Below are 23,907 nucleotides of genomic sequence, written 5' to 3'. Positions count from 1 at the left end.
CTAAACACCTAAAGAATACACAAACAACAAAACAAAAAATAAAGAAAAAAAATCAACTCATTCACAAAAACAACCAATTTAACTTATCATCTAATTTTCCATCCATCCTTTTCATTTAAGAATTATCACAAAAAATTTATGAAAAAAATGACCTATAAATCCTTTAACTTGTTTTATTTTTCACAATATTTTCAATGATTATTTTTCATTTAAAAAATGTTGATTAAAGTTTAAATAGCTGTTATTTAAAAAAATTAATCTATAATTCAGCAATTATAGTACTTCTCGTGACTTATCTAACATTCGATCATTAAAATTGAGTTTGGAAAAAAGCTCTAAAAACCTTTAAAAACAGAATAAATACTTACAAAATGGAAAAAAATATTTTCCATTATTGTTTTGTCCATGTCAAAAAAGTTTGGAAAAATACTATATATTAATTCCAAATATAAATATGAGAATTATTTTTAATTGTTTTTCTAGAAATTTGACTTTTGACCTCGACTCGTAATATAAAAAATAAAATAGTATGAAATTAAAATCATTAATTAAAGGTAATTGATATTATTAAAACTAATTGATACAATTAAGTAATTGATATTATTAAAACTAATTGATACAATTAAGTAATTGATATTATTAAAACTAATTGATACAATTAAGTAATTGATATCAATAAAAAAAAATTAATATTAATTAAAAATAACTACCACGAGCAAAATGTGATTTAATGGCTATTTTAGATAAAAATAAATTCAATGAAAAATTATTTTCAAGGATTGAAAAATTAGTGAATACTTATAATCTAATTGAAGAAGGAGATTTAATAGCTATTGCCCTTTCTGGAGGAAAAGATAGTGTATTAACACTTCATGCACTATCTAAGCTCCAAGATAACCCTGATTTTCATGATTTTGATATAATAGCTATTTCTGTTGATGAAGGTATAACTGGCTATAGGCAGCATGGAATTGATTCAGCAATATTCAATGCCAAAAACCTTGGGATTGAATTAATAAAAAAATCTTTTAGTGAAGAAGTAGATTTCACACTTGATGATGTTTATAGTGAATTTAAAAGTGCTTGTATTCCTTGTGGAGTATTTAGAAGAACCATATTAAACAAAACAGCTTATGAAATTGGAGCAGATAAAATAGCTACTGGTCATAATCTCGATGATGAAATACAATCCTTTCTAATGAGTTTTGCGAGGGCAGATACATTGAAGTTCTCAAAATTTGGACCAAAACTAGATAGAATTCATCCCAAGTTAGTTCCTAGAATAAAACCACTATGGAACACTTCTGAAAAGGATGTTGGAACTTGGGCCGTGATGAATGATATAAATATTCATCTTGATGAATGTCCATATTCAAATCTCTCACTTAGAGCAAAAACAAAGAATTTTTTAAATCAGACTGAATCAAAAAATTCTGGAGTAAAATTAAATATCATGGAATCATTTAAGGAAATTTTCGATATTGAAGTCTCAAAGCCTGTTCTTAATGAATGTGAAAGATGTGGTGAACCTAGTTCTGCCATTGTTTGTAAAGCTTGTGAAATAAAAGATATCATCATGTGTAAAGATCTGACTGATAGTTAACATACAAAAGAATAAATAATATATCATTATTCTTATGTACAAAGTAATAGTAAAGTAATAGTAAAGTAATAGTAATACTAAAGTAATACTAAAATGATACTAAAGTGATACTAAAGTGATACTAAAATAATTCGAAAATTTAAATAATTCTAGTGCTAATTTTCATCATAAATTTTCTCTTCTTCATTTCTATTTATTTGTTTAACAAGAATTTTGTCTATATGGTATCCATCCATATCTACGATTTCAAATTCAAGATCTGTCCAATCAAAAACTTCTCCAGTTTCAGGGATCTTACCTAAATAGCTTAAAACGAACCCTGCTAATGTTGTATAATTATCTTCTTGTTCTTGAGGCATATTTTCTTCAATTTCAAAAAGTTCTTTGAATCTATCAATAGCTAAACCACTGTCAATTAACCAGGACCCATCTTTTCTTTGTATGGCTGTAGGATCATCAGTTTCATCAATACCTGGAATATCTCCTACAATACCCTCTAATACATCATTCAATGTGATAAGACCTTCAACACTCCCATATTCATCTACCACTAATGCCATATGCACATATTCTTTATTCTCTTTAAATTGTTTTAATATATGAAGAGATGGAAGGTTTTCTGGCACTATTAATGGTTTTTTTAAACAAATCTCAAGATTTATATCTCCATCTACGAATAAAGAACTCAAAATATCTTTTGTTTGGACAACACCCAGTATATTATCTAATTCACCTTTTGCTACTGGGAAAATAGATCTTTCACTTTGAATTATCTTCTTTTTTAATTCATCTATCCCTTCATCAAGATCAATCCATACAATATCAGTCCTTGGAGTCATTAACATGTCAATTTTTTGCTCGTCTAAACGAAAAACTCTTTTAATGATATCTTCTTCTTCTTTCTCTATAGTACCATGTTCTATTCCTTCTTCAATTAAAAGTTTAATTTCATCTTCAGTGACCAAGCTTTCTTTGGTTTTGTTTATTCCTAAAATTCTTAATACAAAATTTGTAGATTTGCTCAAAATAGGTACAAGGGGTCCACAAATTTTAGACAATATTTTCATGTATTTAGCTATTTTAACCGCTATTTTTTCAGGATTATTTAATGAAACTCTTTTTGGAACTAATTCCCCAATGACTAATGTGAAATAAGTTGTGATTAGAACTACTATAAGTATAGCTATTACATCCCCATAAGGGAAATATTGTACCAAAAAGTCTGCAACAGGCCTAGACAAGGTAGCTCCACCAACAGCCCCTGTTAATATCCCTATAAGTGTAATTCCAATCTGTGTTGTTGATAAGAATTGATTTGGATCTTCAATCAATTCAATAGCTATTTCAGCATTTTTTTGACCTTGTTTCATCATCTTTTGAAGTTTAATTCTCCGTGACGAAACAATCGCCATTTCTGACATTGCTAATAATCCATTTAAAATTATTAAAATTACCAATATCAATATTTCTAAGTAAAGATTCATCGCCATTTCTTTAATTCCTTTATAATATAAATTTCCATTAATTTTTATAAAATTTATTAGTGTTATCAGTATTACTGTTAATATAATTTTGATTCTTTATAACATCAAAGCTTTTACAATATCAAAACAATATCAATTTTCAGGATAATTATTATTTAAATATTCTTTAAAATGAATTTCATATCTTTATTAAAATTACTAATGGATTTGTTATTTTTATTAATGATTATTATAATCTATTTATAATTATTAACAATTTGAGTATATAATAAATGAAAAATAATTTTCAAAGATAATCTTTTATTAAATTTATTATTATAGTTAATGATTTTTATAGTTTATTAAAATTAATACTAGATAGTTATTATATAAAATTATATCAAAATTTAATAAACCAAAACCCATATCAAAATTTAATAAACAAAACCCATATCAAAATTTAATAAACAAAACCCATATCAAAATTTAATATCGAAAATCTAATTTTTAATGTCAAGCTTATAAAGTTTTTTAACCCCTTTTATGATATTTAATATTATTTGCAGTTGTGAAGCCAGTTTTTCCATGTATTTCTTCTTGCATTTGACGAACTGCTTCTGATGCTTCTTCTGATGTCTCTATTTTTTTAAATATTCTACGAGATTTTGTTTTAATTGATTTCCCGCAAACACATTTTCGAGTAGCTACACCTTCTTTTGCATATAATACTCTACCACAATCACAACGGAAAATGATATACATATTATCTCTCCTTTAATATTATCTTATCCTCCAAATAATTTGAAAAACAGAGGAATAAAAACTCTAGATGGGAGTATAAGTAATGTAGCTACACTAACTCCTAAATTTGTCCCAATAACCACGAGCAAAATTCTGAATATGTTATTATTCCAAAGATCTCTTAAAGAATGAACTTTACTTAAATTGGATATATCACTTCTTCTTACTTTCCTATATTTTGCTTCAGTTAATCCTGAAAACCATCCTGCTGCTAGTAATGGATGAATTATAGTTAAAGGAGCTACTATAAATCCAACTAATGCTGATTGAATTTTAGATCCTGCAAGAATAGACCCTATAAAAGCAGTTCCTCCTCCAATAAGTAGAAACTCTATTAAATTTCCCTCTATGTTTACACCATTTAAAAAAGCCAGAAAAAATATCACAACAAATGATATTGGTATAGCTGCTAAAATAATCTTTAACCAAGGAAATCCTTTTTTTTCGATGTTAAGAAGATCATCCATTGGAGGTATGTCTTCAGGATGATCTAAATAATGGTTCATCCCCTTTTGATGGCCTGCTCCAACCACTGCAATGACATGATCTTCTTCTATATTTAATAAGCTGTTTGCTAAATAAGCATCTCTTTCCTTAACAAGTACTTGATAAGCTTTGGGTGACATCTCTTTGAAGTATTCCATTATCTCATCTAAAGTATCAGCTTCTTTTAAATCTTCAATGCTCTCAATTTCATCACCACTTGAAAATAAAGACCAAACTGAACTAAATAAAAATTTAAGCTTTTCCCATGAACTCATTTGATTTAAAGCTCTTTGTAAAGTTATATTAATATCTCTATCAATTAAAGCTATTTTAGCTCCAACATCATTTGCTGCTTCCATTGCAGCAATCATTTCAGAACCTGGTTTGATATCTAAGTCTTCTCCAATCTTACTTTGGATATATGTTAAAATACCACTTGCGACAAAAAGACCAACTTTATTTTCCTTAATGATACCAGTGACAGAGATTTCTTCATCTGCCTCTTCCATGCCTGCGGCTTCTTGAAGTAAACGTTCATATCTACCTTTATCCAGCTCAATAGCCACAACTTCAGGTTGTTGCTCATAAATTGCATCTTTTACTTCTTCTACACTTTCTTGAGAAACATGAGCAGTTCCTATAATTGTTAAAATTTCTCTTTTCATTTTAAAAAACACTCGTAATCAATAAAAACTCATAATAAAAGAATCAATAATCATTAAAATAATTAATTTAATATTATATATGTCATATAGATTTATAAATTCTTTATAGTTTATTTTGCAATTTCTTTTATAATTTCTTTTGCAATTTATTTTATAATTTCTTTTATAATTTATTTTATAATTTCTTTTGCAATTTATTTTATAATTTCTTTTATAATTTCTTTTATAATTTGGTTATTAGATTATTTGATAATTATCGATGATATATTAACCAGATTAATCTTTTAAATCCAAAATTAATATTGGTTAAATAATTTAAGAATAATGAATCATTTTAAAACAAATCCACTATTTATAATTTGGATAATTCTTGAACTTCTTAGCTATAATAATATGTAACTAATATCATATAAAGCTTTATTTAAAACTTCATGATAAAAAAAATCTTTTAGAAAAATTTTGAAATTAATTAAAATAATTATGAAGAATATCCTCTAATAGAATCAAACGTATCTAATTCTAAGTTAATATAAAAATAAGGTTACAATAATTATGAAGAATATCCTCTAATAGAATCAAGCTTATCTAATTCTAAGTTAATATAAAAATAAGGTTACAATAATTATGAAGAATATCCTCTAATAGAATCAAACGTATCTAATTCTAAGTTAATATAAAAATAAGGTTACAATAATTATGAAGAATATCCTCTAATAGAATCAAGGTTAGCTTATTCTAAGTTGATATAAAAGTAAAGAATATTATCTATAATTATTTAAATATTATTATTTAAACAACTTTAAGGCTCCATTATCATAAATAGCTACATTATTAGAAATATTTCTATTTATACAAAAATCAACATCTTTTTTAAATCCAATATCAGTTAACCGTTTAGCTGAACTTGAATTTAAAATAGCTTCATTAACCAAGTTATCATCAGAGATTGCTAAAATAGCTCCTTGAGCATATTCGCTGATTTCCACATTATCTATATTATAAACATCTTTATACTCTTGAAGCCAATATAATATATCTCCACTGGCTAAAAAATCTTCTATTGCAAAATTCCCATTAACTCCTGCCATTACCACATCAATATGATTATTAGCTAATTTCAATGCAGCTTTAGCTACTGATTTACAATTGGCAAAACATCCCACCAACACTTTTGAATCCATATCTTCCAATATTCTTGTTCCATTACTAGTTGTCAGTATTAATTTATCTGTTCCTAATTTCGAATTTACATTATAACTAGCAATATCTATTGGAGAATTTCCAATATCAAAACCTTCTAAAGTAGCTCCGTTTCTCTCACCAGCTAATAATCCTCCAGTCTTAATAGCTATTTTTTTAGCTTGTTCTGTAGTTAATGTTGGTATTATCTCTTTAAATTTATCTAAAGCCATAGTTATCGTTGTACTTGCTCTTAACAAGTCAACCATGATAGAAACATCTGTAGAAATTGTTCTCTCAAAGTTTAATGTAATTTTCATTAGTTACACCCAAAATTATAATATTCAATTAGTTGAATAAAGTAAATTAATATTTAAAATGATAATTTTGATACAATTAAAAAATTTAAATTTGTAAATGTTATAAAGTAAAAAAATATGTTAATTAAAGATAAATTAATTATATAAATTAATTATAATATATTGTTTTATTATATTTAATATATTATTTTCATAATATATTGTTTTAAGTATATCGTCTTTATTTTATGATAATATTGTCTTTATTTTATGATAATATTGTCTTTATTTTATGATAATGTTGTCTTTTATAATACATTGTCCTTTATTAATATATTGTTTTTATATTCTAAAATTGTTATTTTCAATATTTATAATTTGGGAATTAACTATTAAATAAAAAGAAACAAAATGATAAATCAAGAATTACGGCATTAGTACACTATTAGTCAAAGAAAATTATTCAAAAAAGAAGATATTATGAAGAATAATCTTGAATCACGCCAAAAAGCAGGAAATTCTAATCTTAGGATTGTTACAACTCCTATGTGCGAAAAAATACTTGAGTTCGCAGAAATTAAAAATTATAAAGTTAATAAAAATCCAGATGAAGAAGAAGGAGATTTAGCTATTTTATTATCTGAGAATAAAACAAACATGGACTCACTGAACATTAAGCTTAACACATTCTCACAAATAGCTGAAAGTATTAAAAAAGTTTCAAAATACAGAGGAAATAGAACACCATTTAAATGTGAAATTGAAAATATTCTTAAGTCTTATGGAATAGCTTCAAAATGGACAGATAAGAAGGAAAAAAGAGTATTGATGGAAAAAAATTCTAAAATTAAGGTCAAAGTATATTCAAAATTCCTTAAAGATATAATAGAAGATATGGGTTTTGATATAGATAATGAACTGTATAAATATATTGTGTATCCTGATTACATGAAGATTGCAAACATTGAAAAGGATGAACATATTGCTATTGAAGTTCCTACTCATAAAAATGTTTCAAAAGATCCTATTAGAAGAGCTGAATCAAGATATTCTCTATTGAACAATAATCTAATTGAATGATTTTTTGAATAGTTTTATTAATTGAATATGACAAAATTACTAAGTATATCAGAAATTGTTAATTATTAAAAATTTATTAGATTAATAAATAATAATAAAACTAATAATTAACAGTGAAAAAAGTACTAAAATAATTAGTAAAATAATAATAAAACTAATTAATTAACAGTAAAAAAAAAAGACTAATTAATAATAGTAAACTAATAATAAGACTAATTAATTAACAGTAAAAAAAAAGACTAATTAATAATAGTAAACTAATAATAAGACTAATAATAATTTCATTTAATCTTATTCATAGAAACAAAAAATATGATTATGCCATATATTATTACTAGACAATTAGCACAGTGACGAGTTTTTGCAAGTAACGAGTTTTTTCACGGTTCAGTACTTGGTTTAATATTTGGAGATGATAATTATGTATGAAACTTTAACATATGCTGGTGGAGTTCATAAAAGTGAAGAATTGAAAGAACTCATTGAAGATTTAGGAGGATTTATTCTTCAAGAAAACATATTACAGATGGATTTAATTTTAAATCTTGCAGTTCCTATCGATGATGTTGAAAAAGTTAAAGAAAAGTCAAAAGAATTACTTGGAAAAATTTCAGTTGCACCTATGGCAGGTACAGAGTTAGCTATTGTTTCTCCAACCCTTGCGAGACATCATTTACCTCATGCTGCATGTGATATTTCTGAATATCTTCGAAGATATGGTGCTAAAGACAACATGATAGGACTTGCTCGTGGAGCAGGTAAAGGAATAGCTGGAATCACTGAACATGAAAAAAAACTAATTGAAGAGCATGATTTAGCTATTTATGCACTAGGTAGTTTTAAACAATGCATCATGGATAAAACTTTCCTATTCGATGACATTGACATTCCAGTTATTGTCACAGGAGCTCCAGAAATAGATATTGAAGACCTCCCTGGAGCAGATGCATATATCAGTGGGCTTGGAAGAGTTCCAAGAAGATTAAAGAGAGGAGAAAATATAAGAGCTCTCAGAAAATTAGTTGAAGTAGTTGAAAATATCTTAGATAATAAAAGAAGAGATATGGCTCAAGATCCCCCTCTTGTTCCTTCTATACTAGTTAAAAATGCTATTGAAAATCAGATTCCAGCTATTAATGAAGTTATTTCTCCAACCCCTGTTACAAGTCAGCTAGATGGTGTTAGAATAAAATTAGACTATGATAAATACCATGAAGAAATAGCTAATGTTACAATAAATGGTAATCCTTTGAAAAAGATAGCAGAAATTAAAAAATCTTATATGTATGATTATATTTTAGTTAAGCTATTAAGTGAAACTTCTATTATCTAATTTAATAAAATAGAATCTGATTTACTCAGATGAAAAAACTATTTCAAATGCTAGTTGGATTTATCTTATTTATATGATAGTTGAATTTATCTTACTTATATGCTAGTTGGATTTATCTTATTTATATAAAATTTCATTTAGTCCTGCGAATTCTTTATATTAATTAATCAATTTCAAATAATTTTTATAATATTGATGTAAATAATTAATAATAATTAAGATAATCTTATAAATATAATTAATTCAGGAGAAAATTAGAATATCATATTTAGATATTTTGTTTTTTAAGAAGGGTAATCTATAAATTTCCTATAATTATATAGAGATGTTAAAATGAGTGAAAACCAAAAAGAAGAATATGTAATGCTCGATGAAAACGATCGGAAGATACTTAAAATAATCAATGAAGATGCTAGGATACCTTATAGGCAAATTTCAAGAGATTTAGACATTTCTGTAGGAACGGTGCATAATCGAGTTGACAAAATGATAAAAACTGGAGTTATTAAAAAATTTGCCCCTATTATGGATCATAGAAAGTTAGGATATGGTCTTACAACTATTATAGGAGTTAGAATTAAAGGAGGGAAGCTAAAAAATTGGGAAAATAAAACCTCTTTTAGTAAGAATGTATTAAGTATCTATGATGTTACTGGAGAATATGATGCATTTTTAGTAGCTAAATTTAGAGACACTGATGAATTAGACCATTTCATAAAAGAATTACTAAAAGAACCACATATTGAAAGAACTTACACGCAAACAGTTTTAAATATAGTAAAAGAGGAAATTGGGTTATCCCATAGTTTTTAAATAAAGGATATAATTGATTCGTTCGTTATTATTACTCTTTTATTGTTTTTTACTATTTATACTCTTTTATTATCCATTTATAATAATAATTCTCCTAGATTATATCTTATTGATAATATTATCAATCACATTCATATATCATTACGTTATTATATTTTATTTCATTTTTTATTGATAGTGATTAGTGGCAGAAATTACTTAAAAACAGCTAGTTCAATTAAACTTTTAAAAATTGGAAGGCAAATATGATAGTAGAGTTATTATTTACATCATTATGATAATTTCAATAGAATATTCATTTATATTACAAAAAGATGAAAAAATATCAAAGATAATATAAAATAAGATAATATAAGATAATACAAGATGAAATCATATGCGATAATACAAGATGAAATCATATGCGATAATACAAAATAAGATAATATAAGATAATACAAGATGAAATCATATGCGATAATACAAAATAAGATAATATAAGATAATACAAGATGAAATCATATGCGATAATACAAAATGAGATAATATAAGATAATAATCATGAATATGATTATAATTTTTATATAATATAGAATATAAATTATTTATAGGATTTTACTGAAAAATTTTAAGAAAAGTTTTAGATAATTTTAAATGATATATCAGTGAAAGAGTTATCTATATATTAATAATTAATTATACTTCTAAAATTAAATAATTTCTAAGAGATTATTCTTAATTAAAATTATGTTTATGTAAGATTATGAATTTAAAAGTTATATCTAGAAATATAACAATTATATTGATTGAATATATCTTATTATATTAATCAATAGCTTTAATTCATTATTTAAAAAAAATGAACACTATGTGGTGTAAATTTGGTAGTTTGTTTCCCTGATACTCAAGATAATATACCTAGAATTCCTGTTCACTTAACTCGAGTGGGAGTTACTGGTGTAAAAAAGCTTTTAAAAATTGAAAGAAGTGATAAAAGACCTATAGTATTACTTCCTACATTTGATGCTTTTGTAGATCTTCCTAATAACCAAAGAGGCATTCATATGTCTCGAAGCCCAGAAGCTATTAGTGAAGTGGTAGAAGAAGTTGTAAATAGCAGTTTTGTAGAAGTGGAGTCATTATGTGCAAAAATCGTTCATACAATGATGGAAAAACACAAATATGCGAAAATGGCTGAAGTTAGAATGACCAGTGATTACATGTTTATAAAAAAATCACCAGTCACCAAAAATAAAACTCAAGAAATAACTAAGCTTGTGGCTAAAGCTATTGGTTATAGAGAAGATGAAAAAATAAAAATTCGAAAGAGTATTGGAGCAGAAGTAATAGGAATGACTGTTTGTCCTTGTGCTCAAGAATCTGTTATGGAATCAGATAAAACAAAGCTATTAGAGTTTTTAGATGAAGAAACTACTCAAAAAGTATTAGACACTGTCACTTTTGCTTCCCATAATCAACGTGGAATTGGTACTGTGATGATTGAAGTTCCTGAAAATCAAACAGTCCGTGGTGAAGATATAATACAAATCATTGAGGAATCCATGAGTTCTCCAGTTTGTGAATTATTAAAACGACCTGATGAAAATGCAGTTGTTATTAATGCTCATCAAAAACCAGCTTTTGTAGAAGATTGTGTTAGAAATATGATTGAAAAAATAATTAAAAATTACTCTCATCTCCCTAATGATACCTTAGTTACAGTTCGTCAAGTTAATGAAGAGAGTATCCACAGACACAACGCATTTGCTGAGAAAATATCAACAATGGGTGAATTAAAAGAAGAAATCCATGATATGATCTAAAAATACTAGCCAAGAAAAAGAAAAAAATGAATTAAATAAAAAACAAAACCGTGACCAAATAATACTTAACTAAATAAACTAGCCACAACAATACTTAACTAAATAAAAGAATTAAATAAAACAATTCCGTGAAATAGACAGAATCCATAATTATTAATTAACTAATCAAATTTAAAAATAGGGATCTTATGGTTAAATTGCATAAAATTGCAGGAAAAGTAATTGAACATTTAGAAGCTTTCAAAGGATCAAGAGCAGCTATGGATAGTGAAATGATCCTTATTGTTAGAGGAACATCGTCGCAAAAAATAGCTATTTCTGAAATGGGGAAAAAATTAGAAGAAATCCTAGAAATTCTTGAAGGAACTGAAGTTGATTCTGTTTCTGAAGAAGCTTCAAAACTTATAAACAGAATGGATGAGCAAATACGTTCTAACATTACAATTAATGGAGACACTGATTCTAATGGAATCATGAGGATGAAAAAATCATTAGAAGAGCTGAATTTAGCCGTTGAATTCAAACTTATGAATTTAGCTCATGCAGGAGTATTTGTTGTTATTTGGAAAGACAAAGCTGATGTTGGTCCTATTTTTGTTGAAGTTGTAGTTTCTGATGATGAAAAAGAATAATCATATGATTATCTTTAATAATCTTTAGAAAATTATTAACATGAACAATTACTAAAGAATAACAAGATAAGGATGAATTTATATTAATGAGAATAATAATAGCTATTTTTAATCATATTTGCATGAAAAATTAGGGATTTCTATGAATTCAATTTCCAATATATCTAATTTTAATTTAAATAAAGGAAATCTAAAAAAAGAAGAAATTATAACTTTACTAAATACAAAACAAAATGATATTAATACACTTATGAGAATAGCTAATTCTAAACGAAAAAATGATATTATAACTTATTCTAAAAATATTTTTATTCCTCTAACTGAGATTTGTAGGAATTATTGTGGTTACTGTACATTTAGAAAAGATCCTTCTGAGCCTAAAGCAGTTATTTTGAAATCTAAAAAAGAAACAATTGAAGAACTAAAGTTTGGAGAAAAATATGGTTGTAAAGAGGCATTGTTTGCTCTTGGGGAGCAAGCTGACCATGAAACAATAGTTAAATCTTCACTTGCTAAAAAAGGCTTTGGAAGTATGCTTGAATATCTTTATGATATTTGTGAAGCTACATTGAATGAAACTAATCTACTTCCACATACAAATGCAGGAATTCTGAGTTATGGAGAAATGAAAGCCTTAAAAGAAGTTAATGTTTCTATGGGACTAATGTTAGAAAGTTCTTCTGAGCGTTTAATGGATACTATAGCTCATAAAAATAGTCCTGGTAAAAAACCGTCTCTTAGAATTAAAACGATATCTAATGCAGGGAAATTAAAAATTCCATATACAACAGGAATTCTCATAGGAATTGGTGAAACAAAAGAGGAAATAGCTGAATCTCTTCTAGAAATAAAAAAACTAAATGATAAATATGGGCATATTCAAGAGATAATAATTCAAAATTTCAGACCTAAGCCAGGGATCCCTATGGAAAAAGTTAAAGAGCCTTCACTTTTAGATATGATTAGAACCGTTTCTGTAGCTAAAATATTGTTTGATGAAGTATCTATTCAAGTCCCTCCAAATTTAAATTATGACACATGTCAAACTTTTTTACTTTGTGGGGCAGATGATTGGGGAGGAGTTTCACCAGTCAGTACGGACTATGTGAATCCTGAATCAAAATGGCCAAAAATTAAGCATTTAAAAGAATTAACCTCAGATGGAGGTTTAAAATTAGAAGAAAGATTGGCTATTTATCCAAAATATATGAACAAGAATTATTTAAATAATGAACTCTTAAACAAAACATTACATTTAAGTCATAGCCTATAGAAATATCAAACAATAATGATATAAGGATTAATACTCTTGCTTATTTTAGACTTATAATACTTTCAGTATTACTTTGAATACTAGTGGAGATGTTTTATACACCTTTGTAACTAACAATGAAGTGCAAAATCTTGAAGAAGCTACAATTTTACCACCACCAATTCCACCAACCCCACCAGAACCTACACCAACTCAAAATCAAGTAGTAATGGAACATAATAACAATCCAACAGTTCAAGGTAGTATGAAACCAACAGGAGTGCCAATAGTAGTAATAATAATGGTACTATTATCCATAATGGGTTTAACAACATATAATAGAAAAAAATAAACTAAAGGAAGTGTCTCATAATTAAGTTTTGTATGAACAAATTTGTAAAAATCATCGAGATTTTCTTTTTTTTGTTTAATGAGGGTCGGCCAAAAATAGCTTTTTTCAAAAAAAGTTTCTTCTTTTGCTAAACAAAGGATTTTCTTAAGATTTTGACAAGATAATATGGAATTTTGGCCGACCCTCTTAATTTATCTGAATAATTTATTCAAATCTTGTAGATTTGTTTAGTTAAAAAGTAATTATGAGACACTCTCATAATATTATAAAATTAATCGATAAACAATAAAAAACTTTAATTAGTTAACAAATTACAGATATGAATAAAAAAAATAAATAAATAGAGGAGAAAATAAATAAATCCTCCTAAAAAATGTTTAATTTTGTTTTCTTCTAATACTTATTCCAAATATGGTTATCAATACTAATATGATAGCTATTATCAGTATTCCTGTATTTTTCATAGTAGCTATAGCTACTGGATTATCACTTGTTTTATTAGTATTATTAGTATCATTTTTGTTGTTTTGGGTTTCAAATTCAACTGAAATTGGACTAAGATTGTAGTTTGCATTATCAGATGTAGCTGTAATCACATGTTTACCCTCACTGAGTTTACTGTTTGGTATATGGATTCTTCCAATACCAAGAACATCAGTGACGATATTTCCAATGTTTTTACCATCCAATTCAACACTAACTTTATAGTCATGTATTGGATCGCCGTATTCGTCTGTTACTGTGACAATTACATCTACAGATCCATCAGAATTTTTAACCACATCAATATCAACAATAGCTTCACCTTTTACCACATTAAAAGTTGTAGTATTGGTATAGCTAAAGTATTTATCGTTTCCAGCATAATTTACCACAGTATTAATAATTCCAGTATGAGTTGGTTTATAGGTAAGACTCCATCGACCATTAGAATCAGTAATCAAAGAATAAACCTTACCACCAACAGTAACATTAATTGGAGCATTAGCTAATGGATTTCTATTTTCATCAACAAGCACACCATCAATTGTTATGGTTTTACCAACCTTAACATCCTTTGGAATATTTATAGTTGAATTAACAGCTAATTTAGTAACATTAAAGCTAGTAGTATTAGTAAAGCTTGTGTAATTTTCGTTACCAGCAAAGCTGACAACAATCTCTAAATCAGTTCCAGTACAATTAGTAGTATAATCTAACTCCCAATAACCAGAACCATCAACAATTACATCAGTAAAGAGATTACCATCAACAGTAACATTAACAAAACCAATACCTGTATAATTAGCTAACTGACCACTAACAGTGATATTTTCGCCAATTTGGGCAGGATTAGGACTAACAACAATGGTCGAATTAGTACTATTCTTAGCTACTGTGAAAGTAGTAGAATTACTAAAAGCATCATAATTACCATCACCAGCAAAACTAACATCAATATCGAAAGTACCAGTACGATTAGTAGTGTAATTTAACTCCCAATAACCAGAACCATCAACAATTACATCAGCAAAGAGATTACCATCAACAGTAACATTAACAAAACCAATACCTGTATAATTAGCTAACTGACCACTAACAGTGATATTTTCGCCAATCTGGGCAGGATTAGGACTAACAACAATGGTCGAATTAGTACTATTCTTAGCTACTGTGAAAGTAGTAGAATTACTAAAAGCATCATAATTACCATCACCAGCAAAACTAACAACAATCTCTAAATCAGTTCCAGTACGATTAGCAGTATAATTTAGCTCCCAATAACCAGAACCATCAACAGTTACATTAGTAAAGAGTTTACCATCAACGGTAACATTAACAAAACCAATACCTGTATGATTAGCTAATTGACCACTAACAGTGATATTTTCACCAATTTGGGCAGGATTAGGATTAACAACAATAGTTGAATTAGTAGAACCCTTTATCGCGTAAAAAGTTCTATTCACATATTGATCGTCTAAATAAGCATGTACAGTCTGATTTCCTACAGATAAAATAGTGAAGATATAAGTAAAATTATCAGCACGACTAGAATTATAAGCTACACTATTAAAAGTACCATTAATAACAAAATCAGGCAAATTTTCAACACCATCATTAGTCAAAGTATCATTCAATACTAACAGAGAAAAACTAACATTATCACCAATATTAAGATTATCCAAACTACTAGAGTTAGTAATATTCAGAATATAATGATTATTGGTGTTAATACCAGAAATTTTACCACTTATATTGTTTTTACCCCACCAATTAAAATCAGCATTAGTATTACTTCTAGTGGTTACCATATCAAAACCATTACTATCAGCATTATTAAGAAAACGGTTGTAATTAACAAGTATATTATCAGCACTATTATAGATAGAACCACCATTAGTAGTTGCAGAGTTATTAATGAAAGTAGAACCATTAACACTGAAATTAGCACCACCACGGATAGCACCACCAGTAGTTGCAGAGTTATTAATGAAAGTAGAACCATTAACACTGAGATTAGCACCAACACCACGGATAGCACCACCATCAGTAGTTGCAGAGTTATTAATGAAAGTAGAACCACTAACACTCATATTAACTTTATCACTAGAAATAGCACCACCAGTAGTTGTTGTTGCAGTGTTGTTAGTGAAAGTAGAATCACTAACACTCATATTAGCATTATCATTGTAGATAGCACCACCAACAGTTCCTTTGTTGTTAGTGAAAGTAGAACCACTAACATTCAAATTAATACCAAAATTGTAGATAGCACCACCATGCATATTTCCAGTGCTGTTAATGAAGGTAGAACCACTAACACTCATATTATGACCCAAATTGTAGATAGCACCACCAATATTTCCATTGTTGTTTGTGAATGTGCAATTGATGAAAGTCATCGTTGTTGTATTGTAAGTATTATATATTGCTCCACCATAAGTATTTACTGTTCCAACATAAACTGTGCTTCTTCCATTGGTGAATGTTATGTTTATGAAAGTCACATTCAAGTTATCACTCATGTTGAATATTCGTCTTTGTCCTTGTGCGTTAATTATTACATTGGTAGTAGGTCCGTTTCCTTGTATTGTTACATTTTTGTTGATAGTTATTCCTGTATTGTTAGTTCCTGTGTAGGTTCCAGTAGCTAAGTTTATGGTATTTTGATTATCTGTTGCATTGATTAGTCCTTGTTGGATTCCTCCACCAGCTGTTGAATTGTCAACATTCACAATAGCTGCAAAACTGGAGTTTAAGCTGATAGCTAATAATAAAATAGTAGCTATTAGTATACTCGTTTTCAGTATTGCTTTTTTATAGTTTTTTATTTTTTTCACCTCCATTTCATTCAATTATTGATAAAAATCAGTTAAATAAATAGAGAATAATCACTACCTATTAACCGATAATAATTATATTCTATGCCATATATAAACTTTATTGAAAAATAATATATATATATATATATATATATATCATAAACAAATAAATAAAAAACAATAAAAAGAACTTAAAATTAGTAAAACCTGAAAAAAATCCAAAATAAAAATAATAAATTTTTGAAGTAATTGCAAAAATATAAAATCACATTTAAAAATCTTTTTAAAATACAAATAAATCGCTAAAAACTTTTAATAATACACTATAACTAAAAATACATAATCATATAAAGTTTTATAAGTGATAAAGCTATATAAAAATTAATAAACAGTAAAAAAATAAAAAGATTTTTAAAGATAAAAAATTGTATTTTTAATTATACGAGATTCTTAAAAATGCAAATGATAGATAGATTAATTGATATGATGAAAATTAGTTAGCTATTCAATTCCTTTTAATCTCAATGCATCGTGAAGGAGAGAGTTTCCATCACATTTATAGCAGTGGTTTTTCTACACCCCATGGAACCTTGTTTTCATAGACTACGTCTACGAAAACATCCAAAGGTGAATAGTTTCAAAGGAATTTTCCTAATGAAAGTCTAAACCTAGTAAATTTTAGCATCTACCACTATATGAACAACACCAGGAGAATATTTTTTTATGATTTTATTGTTTAATATTTCAATATCTCTTCCACATGCGGCATTTTTGATTCTAGCTATAGGTCTGTCATTCATCAGTTTTTCTGGGACAGTTTCATGATAATGAATGATTCCTCCTTTATTTATACATTCAATAGCTGAATCAAGAAAATTATGAGTAGTTTTTACATAACCCATTAAAATTCTATCTGCAGATAATTTAGGAGCTACTTTGTTAGAATCTCCTAAAATAGGCTCAATTATATTAGAATCATTGTTTTTATTCTTCAATTTATTATTAATTTTATTTAGAATTATGTTTTCCTTTAGATAATAATAAGAATCAGGATTTAACTCTATTGAAAAAATCTTCTTAGGATTAGCGTGAATAGCTATTGGAATTGAAAAGTATCCTATTCCTGCAAACATGTCTACAATAGTTTCTCCATCTCCAACAAGATTAGCTATTCTCATTCTCTCTGTTGTGTTACCTTTTGACCACATCACTTTAGATATATCCAACTTAAAAAAACATCCATTTTCTTTATGAATGGTTTCAGTTCTATTACCTGCTAAAATTTCAATTTCAGGTTGTCTCATTTTTCCTGAGATATTTTTAACTTTAGCTATAGTATAAACATCATGTTTAATTAATAGCTGATTCAAATCTTTTGAAGATAAATCTCTAACTTTATCATCAATTATGAGAATTTTGCCTATTTTTTTCCATTTCATTTTATCATAACTATGAATAATCTATAATCAATTAAATAATAAATAATAGAATAGTAAAATAATATAATATTAGATAATATAGCTTATAACATAACATTAGATAAATTATAACATTAGATTAATATAGCTTATAACATAACATTAGATAAATTATAATATTAGATAATATAGCTTATAACATAACATTAGATAAATTATAATATTAGATAATATAGCTTATAACATAACATTAGAATATTAGACAATATGATATTAGATAATATAGCTTATATTATGATAACAAAAATAATAGAGATAAACACTAAATTTCTAATATAATTTTATACTTAACGAAATATGTTTTTAATAGTAAAGTTTATAAGGCTATGATGATAATATATAAATGTAATATAGAAATTTATTATGTTTTCTTTTAAATTATTATTTTTATAAATCATGTTATTCTTTAATCATACTATTAAATATATAAGTAATTCATATATTAAATATATGACTAATTCACAATATTGCTAATTACAATTATTACAAGTAATAATTCTAATTACAATTAATAGTTAATTATATCTTATTATTAATTAATATCAATATGATTACATTTTATTTAGAGATTTAGATTCATTAAAGATTAGAAACAACTAGTTTTTAGAAATATGGAATAATTAAAAAATATTACTGTTAAATAATTATAAATATCTAATTTAGTGAAAATATTAAATATATAACTAGAGTATTTTTAAAATTATTAATTAACATGGAAAATATTATATAGTTTAAAAATATATATAACAATGGTTAGATTTGATAATTAATATCGTTCTAATATTACTAATTTTTATATTATTAATTTTTATACTTATTACCGAGGTGTTGTTATATGAATGATAAAAACACATTAGAAGGCACTACAACTGTTGGTATTACATGTAAGGACGGGGTTGTATTTGCTAGTGAAAGAAGAGCTAGTATGGGAAATTTAGTAGCTCACAAAGTTGCAGAAAAAATTTTTAAAATAGATGACCACATAGCAGCTACGATAGCTGGATCTGTGGCAGATGCACAAAGCTTAATGAAGGTTATAAGTGCTGAAGTTGCATTGTATAAAATGAGAAATACTGAAAACATAAGTATTGAATCTGCTTCAGCATTAGCAGCGAATATTTTACATTCTTCCCCATTATATGTACAAACATTACTTGGAGGAGTGGATGAAAATGGAGCTTCAATTTATTCTTTAGATCCTGCTGGAGGTATGATTAAAGATTCATTTATATCCACAGGTTCAGGTTCTACATTTTCCTATGGTGTTCTTGAAGACCGTGTGAAAGAAGATATAAATGTTGAAGAAGGTATTGAAATAGCTATAAGAGCTATTAAAGCGGCTATGGAACGTGATACTTACTCTGGAAATGGAATTTTAGTAGCTACTGTTACTGAAGAGAAAGGGTTTGAAATGCTCCCAAAAGATGAAATAGAGGCTAAATTAAAAGAAATTAGCTAAAACAATTATTATTCTTGAATTAATATATAACTAAGAAATTTTTAAAGTATTAATAAATATTTGGTTTTACTAAATAGTTTTATTTTTTATTTTTCTTATTTCTATTACTTATTAATTAAAAATATTTAATAATTAAAATACTTAATAATTATAATAGTTTAGTAATTAAATATAAAACTAATTAAATGGCTAATTAAATAAACTAATTATATGTTTAATTAAATATAAAACTAATTATATGTTTAATTAAATATAGAGCTAATTAAATGGCTAATTAAATATAAAGCTAATTATATGCCTGATTAAATTTATTATTAAATTACTAAAAAACTTATTTTATTTAAATATGTGTATATCAAAAGAATTGTGCAGATGAACTATTATCAGTTAAGTACTGTTTTAACATAAATCAAAATAGTTATTTAATATCAATCTTTTTACACATCTTATTTTTCGAAGTGATTATATGGCTTCAGAGATTCTAGAAGATATCAAAAAAACAATTGTAAATAGGTTACCAGAACAAGTACAAGTAGCTAAAGTCGAATTTGAGGGACCTGAAGTTGTTATCTATACCAAAAATCCAGAGATAATAACTGAAAGCGGTGACTTAATAAGAAACTTAGCTAAAGATTTGAGAAAACGAATAATTATAAGATCTGATAAAACTGTATTATTAGATCCTGAAAAAACAATTGACAAAATAAATGAAATTGTCCCAGAAGAAGCAAAAATCACAAATATTTCTTTTGATGAAGTGACATGTGAAGTTATCGTTGAAGCTAAAAAACCAGGGCTTGTTATTGGTAAATATGGAACAACTTCACGGAAAATAGTTAAAAATACTGGATGGGCTCCAAAAATATTAAGAACTCCCCCTATATCTTCTGAAATAATTGAAAGAGTTAGGAACACACTAAAACACAATAGTAAAGAAAGAAAAAAGATATTGCAAGATTTAGGTACACGAATTCATCAAGGAGTTAAATATGAAAATGAATGGGCGCGATTAACCTCTATGGGAGGATTTAAAGAAGTCGGAAGGTCTTGTATGTTACTTCAAACACCAAATAGTCGAGTTATGCTTGATTGTGGAGTTAATGTAGCGGGAGATGAAAAAAATGCATATCCTTATTTAAATGTTCCTGAATTCTCATTAAGTGAATTAGATGCTGTCGTCGTATCCCATGCTCATTTGGATCATACTGGATTCTTACCTTATCTATATCATTATGGTTATGAAGGTCCAATCTATTGTACTACTCCTACCAGAGATTTAATGACTCTTCTCCAATTGGATCATATTGATATTGCTCATAGAGAAGATGATCCACTTCCATTTAATATTAAACATGTTCACAAAAGTATAAAACATACTATAACTCTCGATTATGGAGAGGTTACTGATATATCCCCAGATATAAGATTAACACTGCACAATGCAGGACATATACTTGGTTCAGCTATGTCCCACATGCACATTGGAGATGGACAGCATAATATGGTTTACACCGGCGATTTTAAATATGAAAGAAGTAGACTTTTAGAACCTGCTACTGCAAGATTTCCAAGAATAGAAACTTTAGTTATGGAAAGTACCTATGGTGGATCTGAAGATGTCCAACCATCACGGAACAATGCTGAAAAACAGATGATGAAAACTATATATAGAACTCTAAAAAGAGGAGGTAAAGTACTGCTTCCTGTTTTTGCAGTAGGGCGGGCACAAGAGCTAATGATTGTGTTAGAAGAATATATGCGCCATGGGATGATAGAGGAAGTCCCTATATATATAGATGGGATGATTTGGGAAGCTACAGCTATTCACACTGCTAGACCAGAATATTTGAGTAAAGATTTAAGAGATCAGATATTCCACATGGGAAGAAATCCATTTATTTCAGATGCTTTCAACAAAGTTCAAAATGTTAATGAAAGAAAAGACATAGTCGAAGGAGAACCATGTATAATTCTCTCAACATCTGGTATGTTGACTGGTGGAAACTCAGTTGAATACTTCAAATGGTTAAGTGAAGATGAAAAAAGTACACTTATATTTGTAGGATACCAGTCTGAAGGTTCACTAGGTAGAAGAATCCAAAAAGGGTGGAAAGAAATCCCACTTAAAGAAGAAGGAAAAACTAAAGTTTATAATGTTAAAATGGAAATTAAAACTATAGAAGGGTTCAGTGGACACTCTAATAGACGTCAACTCATGGAATATGTTAAAAGATTATCTCCTAGACCTGAAAAAGCCATTATGTGTCATGGTGATCCATATAAAACTACAGATTTAGCTTCAAGTGTTCATAGAAGTTATAAAATTGAAACTAAAACTCCTCTTAATTTAGAATCTACTAGAATCCAATAAATTAAAGTATATATTAAATCTAAATATTAATTATATCTAGTAATTTATCTAATAATTAATCAACCAAATAAAAACTAATCTAATAATTAATCAACCAAATAAAAACTAATCTAATAATTAATCAACCAAATAAAAACTAATCTAATAATTAATCAACCAAATAAAAATTAATCTAATAATTAATCAACCAAATAAAATAATCTAAAGAAGATAAAGAGTAGTATGATTAAACTAAAGCATGAAAAATATAAATATTTAAAATATCATAAATAGATAGTAAAAAATAGATAACAATACTATTTAGATAAGAAATACTATTAAAAAAGGGTGAATAAATGGTTACATATTCAGAATCTGGTGTGGACATAGATCTTGAAGAACTCACTGTTGCTAAAATAGCATCAAAACTAAAGCCAACATTGAAATATCGAGATATACTAACTGAAAGTGGACATTTCGCAGCTTTAGTGAAATTAGGAAATAAAGCTATTGCAATGGGTACAGATGGTGTTGGTAGTAAAATTCTAATAGCTAAAATGATGGAAAAATATGATACCATTGGAATAGATTGTATAGCTATGGTTGTAAATGATATTCTTTGTGTTGGAGCTGAACCAATAGCTTTAGTTGACTATTTAGCTGTTGAAAAGCCAGACCCTGAAATAGCTTCCCAAATAGCTGAAGGACTTGCAAAAGGAGCAGAATTATCAAAGATAGCTATTATTGGTGGAGAAACTGCTTCCCTCCCAGAAGTAGTGAATGATTTTGATTTAGCTGGAACTGGAATTGGATTTGTTGACATTGATAAAATAATCACTGGTGAAAATATAAGTGAAAATGATGTTCTAATAGGAATTGAAAGTAATGGAATTCACAGTAATGGTTTAAGTTTGGCTAGAAAAGCATTATTAGATAATGGAAAATTTTCAATAGAAGATCCCATTCCAGGAAGCGGGAACACAATTGGAGCAGAGCTATTAAAACCAACTGAAATTTATGTAAATCCCATTGTCAACTTATTAAAACAAGAATTTATTATCAAAGGTTTAGCCCACATTACAGGAGGAGGTTTTAGTAACCTCAAGAGATTAAATAAGAATGTTGGTTTTGAAATCAATAATCTTCCTGAACCTCAACAAATATTCAAATTGATTCATGAAGAGAATGTTACCTTAGAAGAAATGTACACTGTTTTCAACATGGGTATTGGTTTTGTAATCATAGCAAAAGAAGAAGAAGCAGATACTATGATTAAATTTCTAAATACTTATTGTAATTCTCATAAAATTGGTAAAGTAAATTCAAAAGAAGGTAAAATTAAAATTAAAACATTTAAAGGAACTTATATTGAATGTTAACGATTTATTTATAATATCTATCTATAATATATCAATTATAAAATTCTTTACTTATACCACCCATATTATCTTAAATAATATAAATATAAAATTCTTTACTTATACCACCTATATTATCTTAAATAATATAAATATAAAATTCTTTACTTATACCACCTATATTATCTTAAATAATA

At 27.0% G+C, this 23,907-nt stretch carries 17 protein-coding genes; 11 read left to right on the top strand and 6 right to left on the bottom strand.

Features of this window, described 5'->3' with window-relative positions; all coding sequences use genetic code 11:
- Window positions 1-730 precede the first annotated feature (730 nt).
- Complete coding sequence (locus MBCUT_RS00830; protein ID WP_067257553.1) at window positions 731-1,603, top strand: TIGR00269 family protein; 873 nt, start codon at window positions 731-733, stop codon at window positions 1,601-1,603.
- Between the two features lie 155 nt (window positions 1,604-1,758).
- On the opposite strand, the gene MBCUT_RS00825 is transcribed toward MBCUT_RS00830, so the two are convergent.
- The 4 genes from MBCUT_RS00825 to comB form a co-directional block, all read right to left on the bottom strand.
- On the bottom strand, window positions 1,759-3,087 hold the full coding sequence (locus MBCUT_RS00825) for a hemolysin family protein (RefSeq protein ID WP_067257550.1): 1,329 nt from the start codon (window positions 3,085-3,087) through the stop codon (window positions 1,759-1,761).
- Between the two features lie 510 nt (window positions 3,088-3,597).
- Window positions 3,598-3,828 (bottom strand): DUF1922 domain-containing protein, encoded by a 231-nt coding sequence (locus MBCUT_RS00820; protein WP_067257547.1) that lies wholly within the window; start codon window positions 3,826-3,828, stop codon window positions 3,598-3,600.
- A gap of 23 nt (window positions 3,829-3,851) precedes the next feature.
- Entirely contained in the window at window positions 3,852-5,018 is a 1,167-nt protein-coding gene (locus MBCUT_RS00815; protein WP_067257543.1) for a TraB/GumN family protein, read from the bottom strand.
- A 785-nt stretch (window positions 5,019-5,803) separates the two neighbouring features.
- Window positions 5,804-6,517 (bottom strand): 2-phosphosulfolactate phosphatase, encoded by a 714-nt coding sequence (gene comB, locus MBCUT_RS00810; protein WP_067257540.1) that lies wholly within the window; start codon window positions 6,515-6,517, stop codon window positions 5,804-5,806.
- 459 nt (window positions 6,518-6,976) lie between these two features.
- Here comB and MBCUT_RS00805 point away from each other — a divergent pair, with 459 nt between their 5' ends.
- From MBCUT_RS00805 to MBCUT_RS00775, 7 genes are all read left to right on the top strand, one after another.
- Window positions 6,977-7,576: a hypothetical protein gene (locus MBCUT_RS00805; protein WP_084270660.1), complete on the top strand. Its 600-nt coding sequence runs from the start codon at window positions 6,977-6,979 to the stop codon at window positions 7,574-7,576.
- A 421-nt stretch (window positions 7,577-7,997) separates the two neighbouring features.
- On the top strand, window positions 7,998-8,909 hold the full coding sequence (locus MBCUT_RS00800; protein WP_067257537.1) for a methanogenesis marker 7 protein: 912 nt from the start codon (window positions 7,998-8,000) through the stop codon (window positions 8,907-8,909).
- 333 nt (window positions 8,910-9,242) lie between these two features.
- Window positions 9,243-9,722: an Lrp/AsnC family transcriptional regulator gene (locus MBCUT_RS00795; RefSeq protein WP_067257534.1), complete on the top strand. Its 480-nt coding sequence runs from the start codon at window positions 9,243-9,245 to the stop codon at window positions 9,720-9,722.
- 860 nt (window positions 9,723-10,582) lie between these two features.
- Complete coding sequence (mptA, locus tag MBCUT_RS00790) at window positions 10,583-11,524, top strand: GTP cyclohydrolase MptA (RefSeq protein WP_067257531.1); 942 nt, start codon at window positions 10,583-10,585, stop codon at window positions 11,522-11,524.
- A gap of 188 nt (window positions 11,525-11,712) precedes the next feature.
- Window positions 11,713-12,156, top strand: coding sequence for a DUF2120 family protein (locus tag MBCUT_RS00785; protein WP_067257529.1), 444 nt, complete (start codon window positions 11,713-11,715; stop codon window positions 12,154-12,156).
- Window positions 12,157-12,298: 142 nt separating this feature from the next.
- Window positions 12,299-13,429, top strand: a complete 1,131-nt coding sequence (gene cofG / locus MBCUT_RS00780) for a 7,8-didemethyl-8-hydroxy-5-deazariboflavin synthase subunit CofG (RefSeq protein WP_067257525.1) — start codon at window positions 12,299-12,301, stop codon at window positions 13,427-13,429.
- A gap of 73 nt (window positions 13,430-13,502) precedes the next feature.
- A complete protein-coding gene (locus MBCUT_RS00775) occupies window positions 13,503-13,760 on the top strand; it encodes a hypothetical protein (protein WP_067257520.1) in 258 nt (85 codons plus the stop codon).
- A 377-nt stretch (window positions 13,761-14,137) separates the two neighbouring features.
- On the opposite strand, the gene MBCUT_RS00770 is transcribed toward MBCUT_RS00775, so the two are convergent.
- Window positions 14,138-17,083, bottom strand: a complete 2,946-nt coding sequence (locus MBCUT_RS00770) for a beta strand repeat-containing protein (protein WP_169805336.1) — start codon at window positions 17,081-17,083, stop codon at window positions 14,138-14,140.
- Between the two features lie 650 nt (window positions 17,084-17,733).
- Window positions 17,734-18,504, bottom strand: a complete 771-nt coding sequence (locus MBCUT_RS00765; RefSeq protein ID WP_067257515.1) for a class I SAM-dependent methyltransferase — start codon at window positions 18,502-18,504, stop codon at window positions 17,734-17,736.
- Window positions 18,505-19,378: 874 nt separating this feature from the next.
- Between MBCUT_RS00765 and psmB the strand changes: the two genes are divergently transcribed.
- From psmB to purM, 3 genes are all read left to right on the top strand, one after another.
- The gene (gene psmB / locus MBCUT_RS00760) at window positions 19,379-20,002 is read left to right on the top strand and encodes an archaeal proteasome endopeptidase complex subunit beta (RefSeq protein WP_067257513.1); all 624 of its coding nucleotides are present in this window, start codon (window positions 19,379-19,381) and stop codon (window positions 20,000-20,002) included.
- Window positions 20,003-20,468: 466 nt separating this feature from the next.
- Window positions 20,469-22,373 carry a beta-CASP ribonuclease aCPSF1 gene (locus MBCUT_RS00755; protein ID WP_067257511.1) on the top strand — a complete coding sequence of 635 codons (1,905 nt, stop codon included), beginning with the start codon at window positions 20,469-20,471 and terminating at the stop codon, window positions 22,371-22,373.
- Window positions 22,374-22,708: 335 nt separating this feature from the next.
- Window positions 22,709-23,731, top strand: a complete 1,023-nt coding sequence (gene purM, locus MBCUT_RS00750) for a phosphoribosylformylglycinamidine cyclo-ligase (RefSeq protein ID WP_067257508.1) — start codon at window positions 22,709-22,711, stop codon at window positions 23,729-23,731.
- Window positions 23,732-23,907: the final 176 nt, after the last annotated feature.

This window comes from Methanobrevibacter cuticularis (genome assembly GCF_001639285.1).
GTDB classification, from domain to species: domain Archaea; phylum Methanobacteriota; class Methanobacteria; order Methanobacteriales; family Methanobacteriaceae; genus Methanobaculum; species Methanobaculum cuticulare.
The sequence above is the reverse complement of the archived record's forward strand: the minus strand, read 5'-3'. Positions and strand labels throughout refer to the sequence as shown.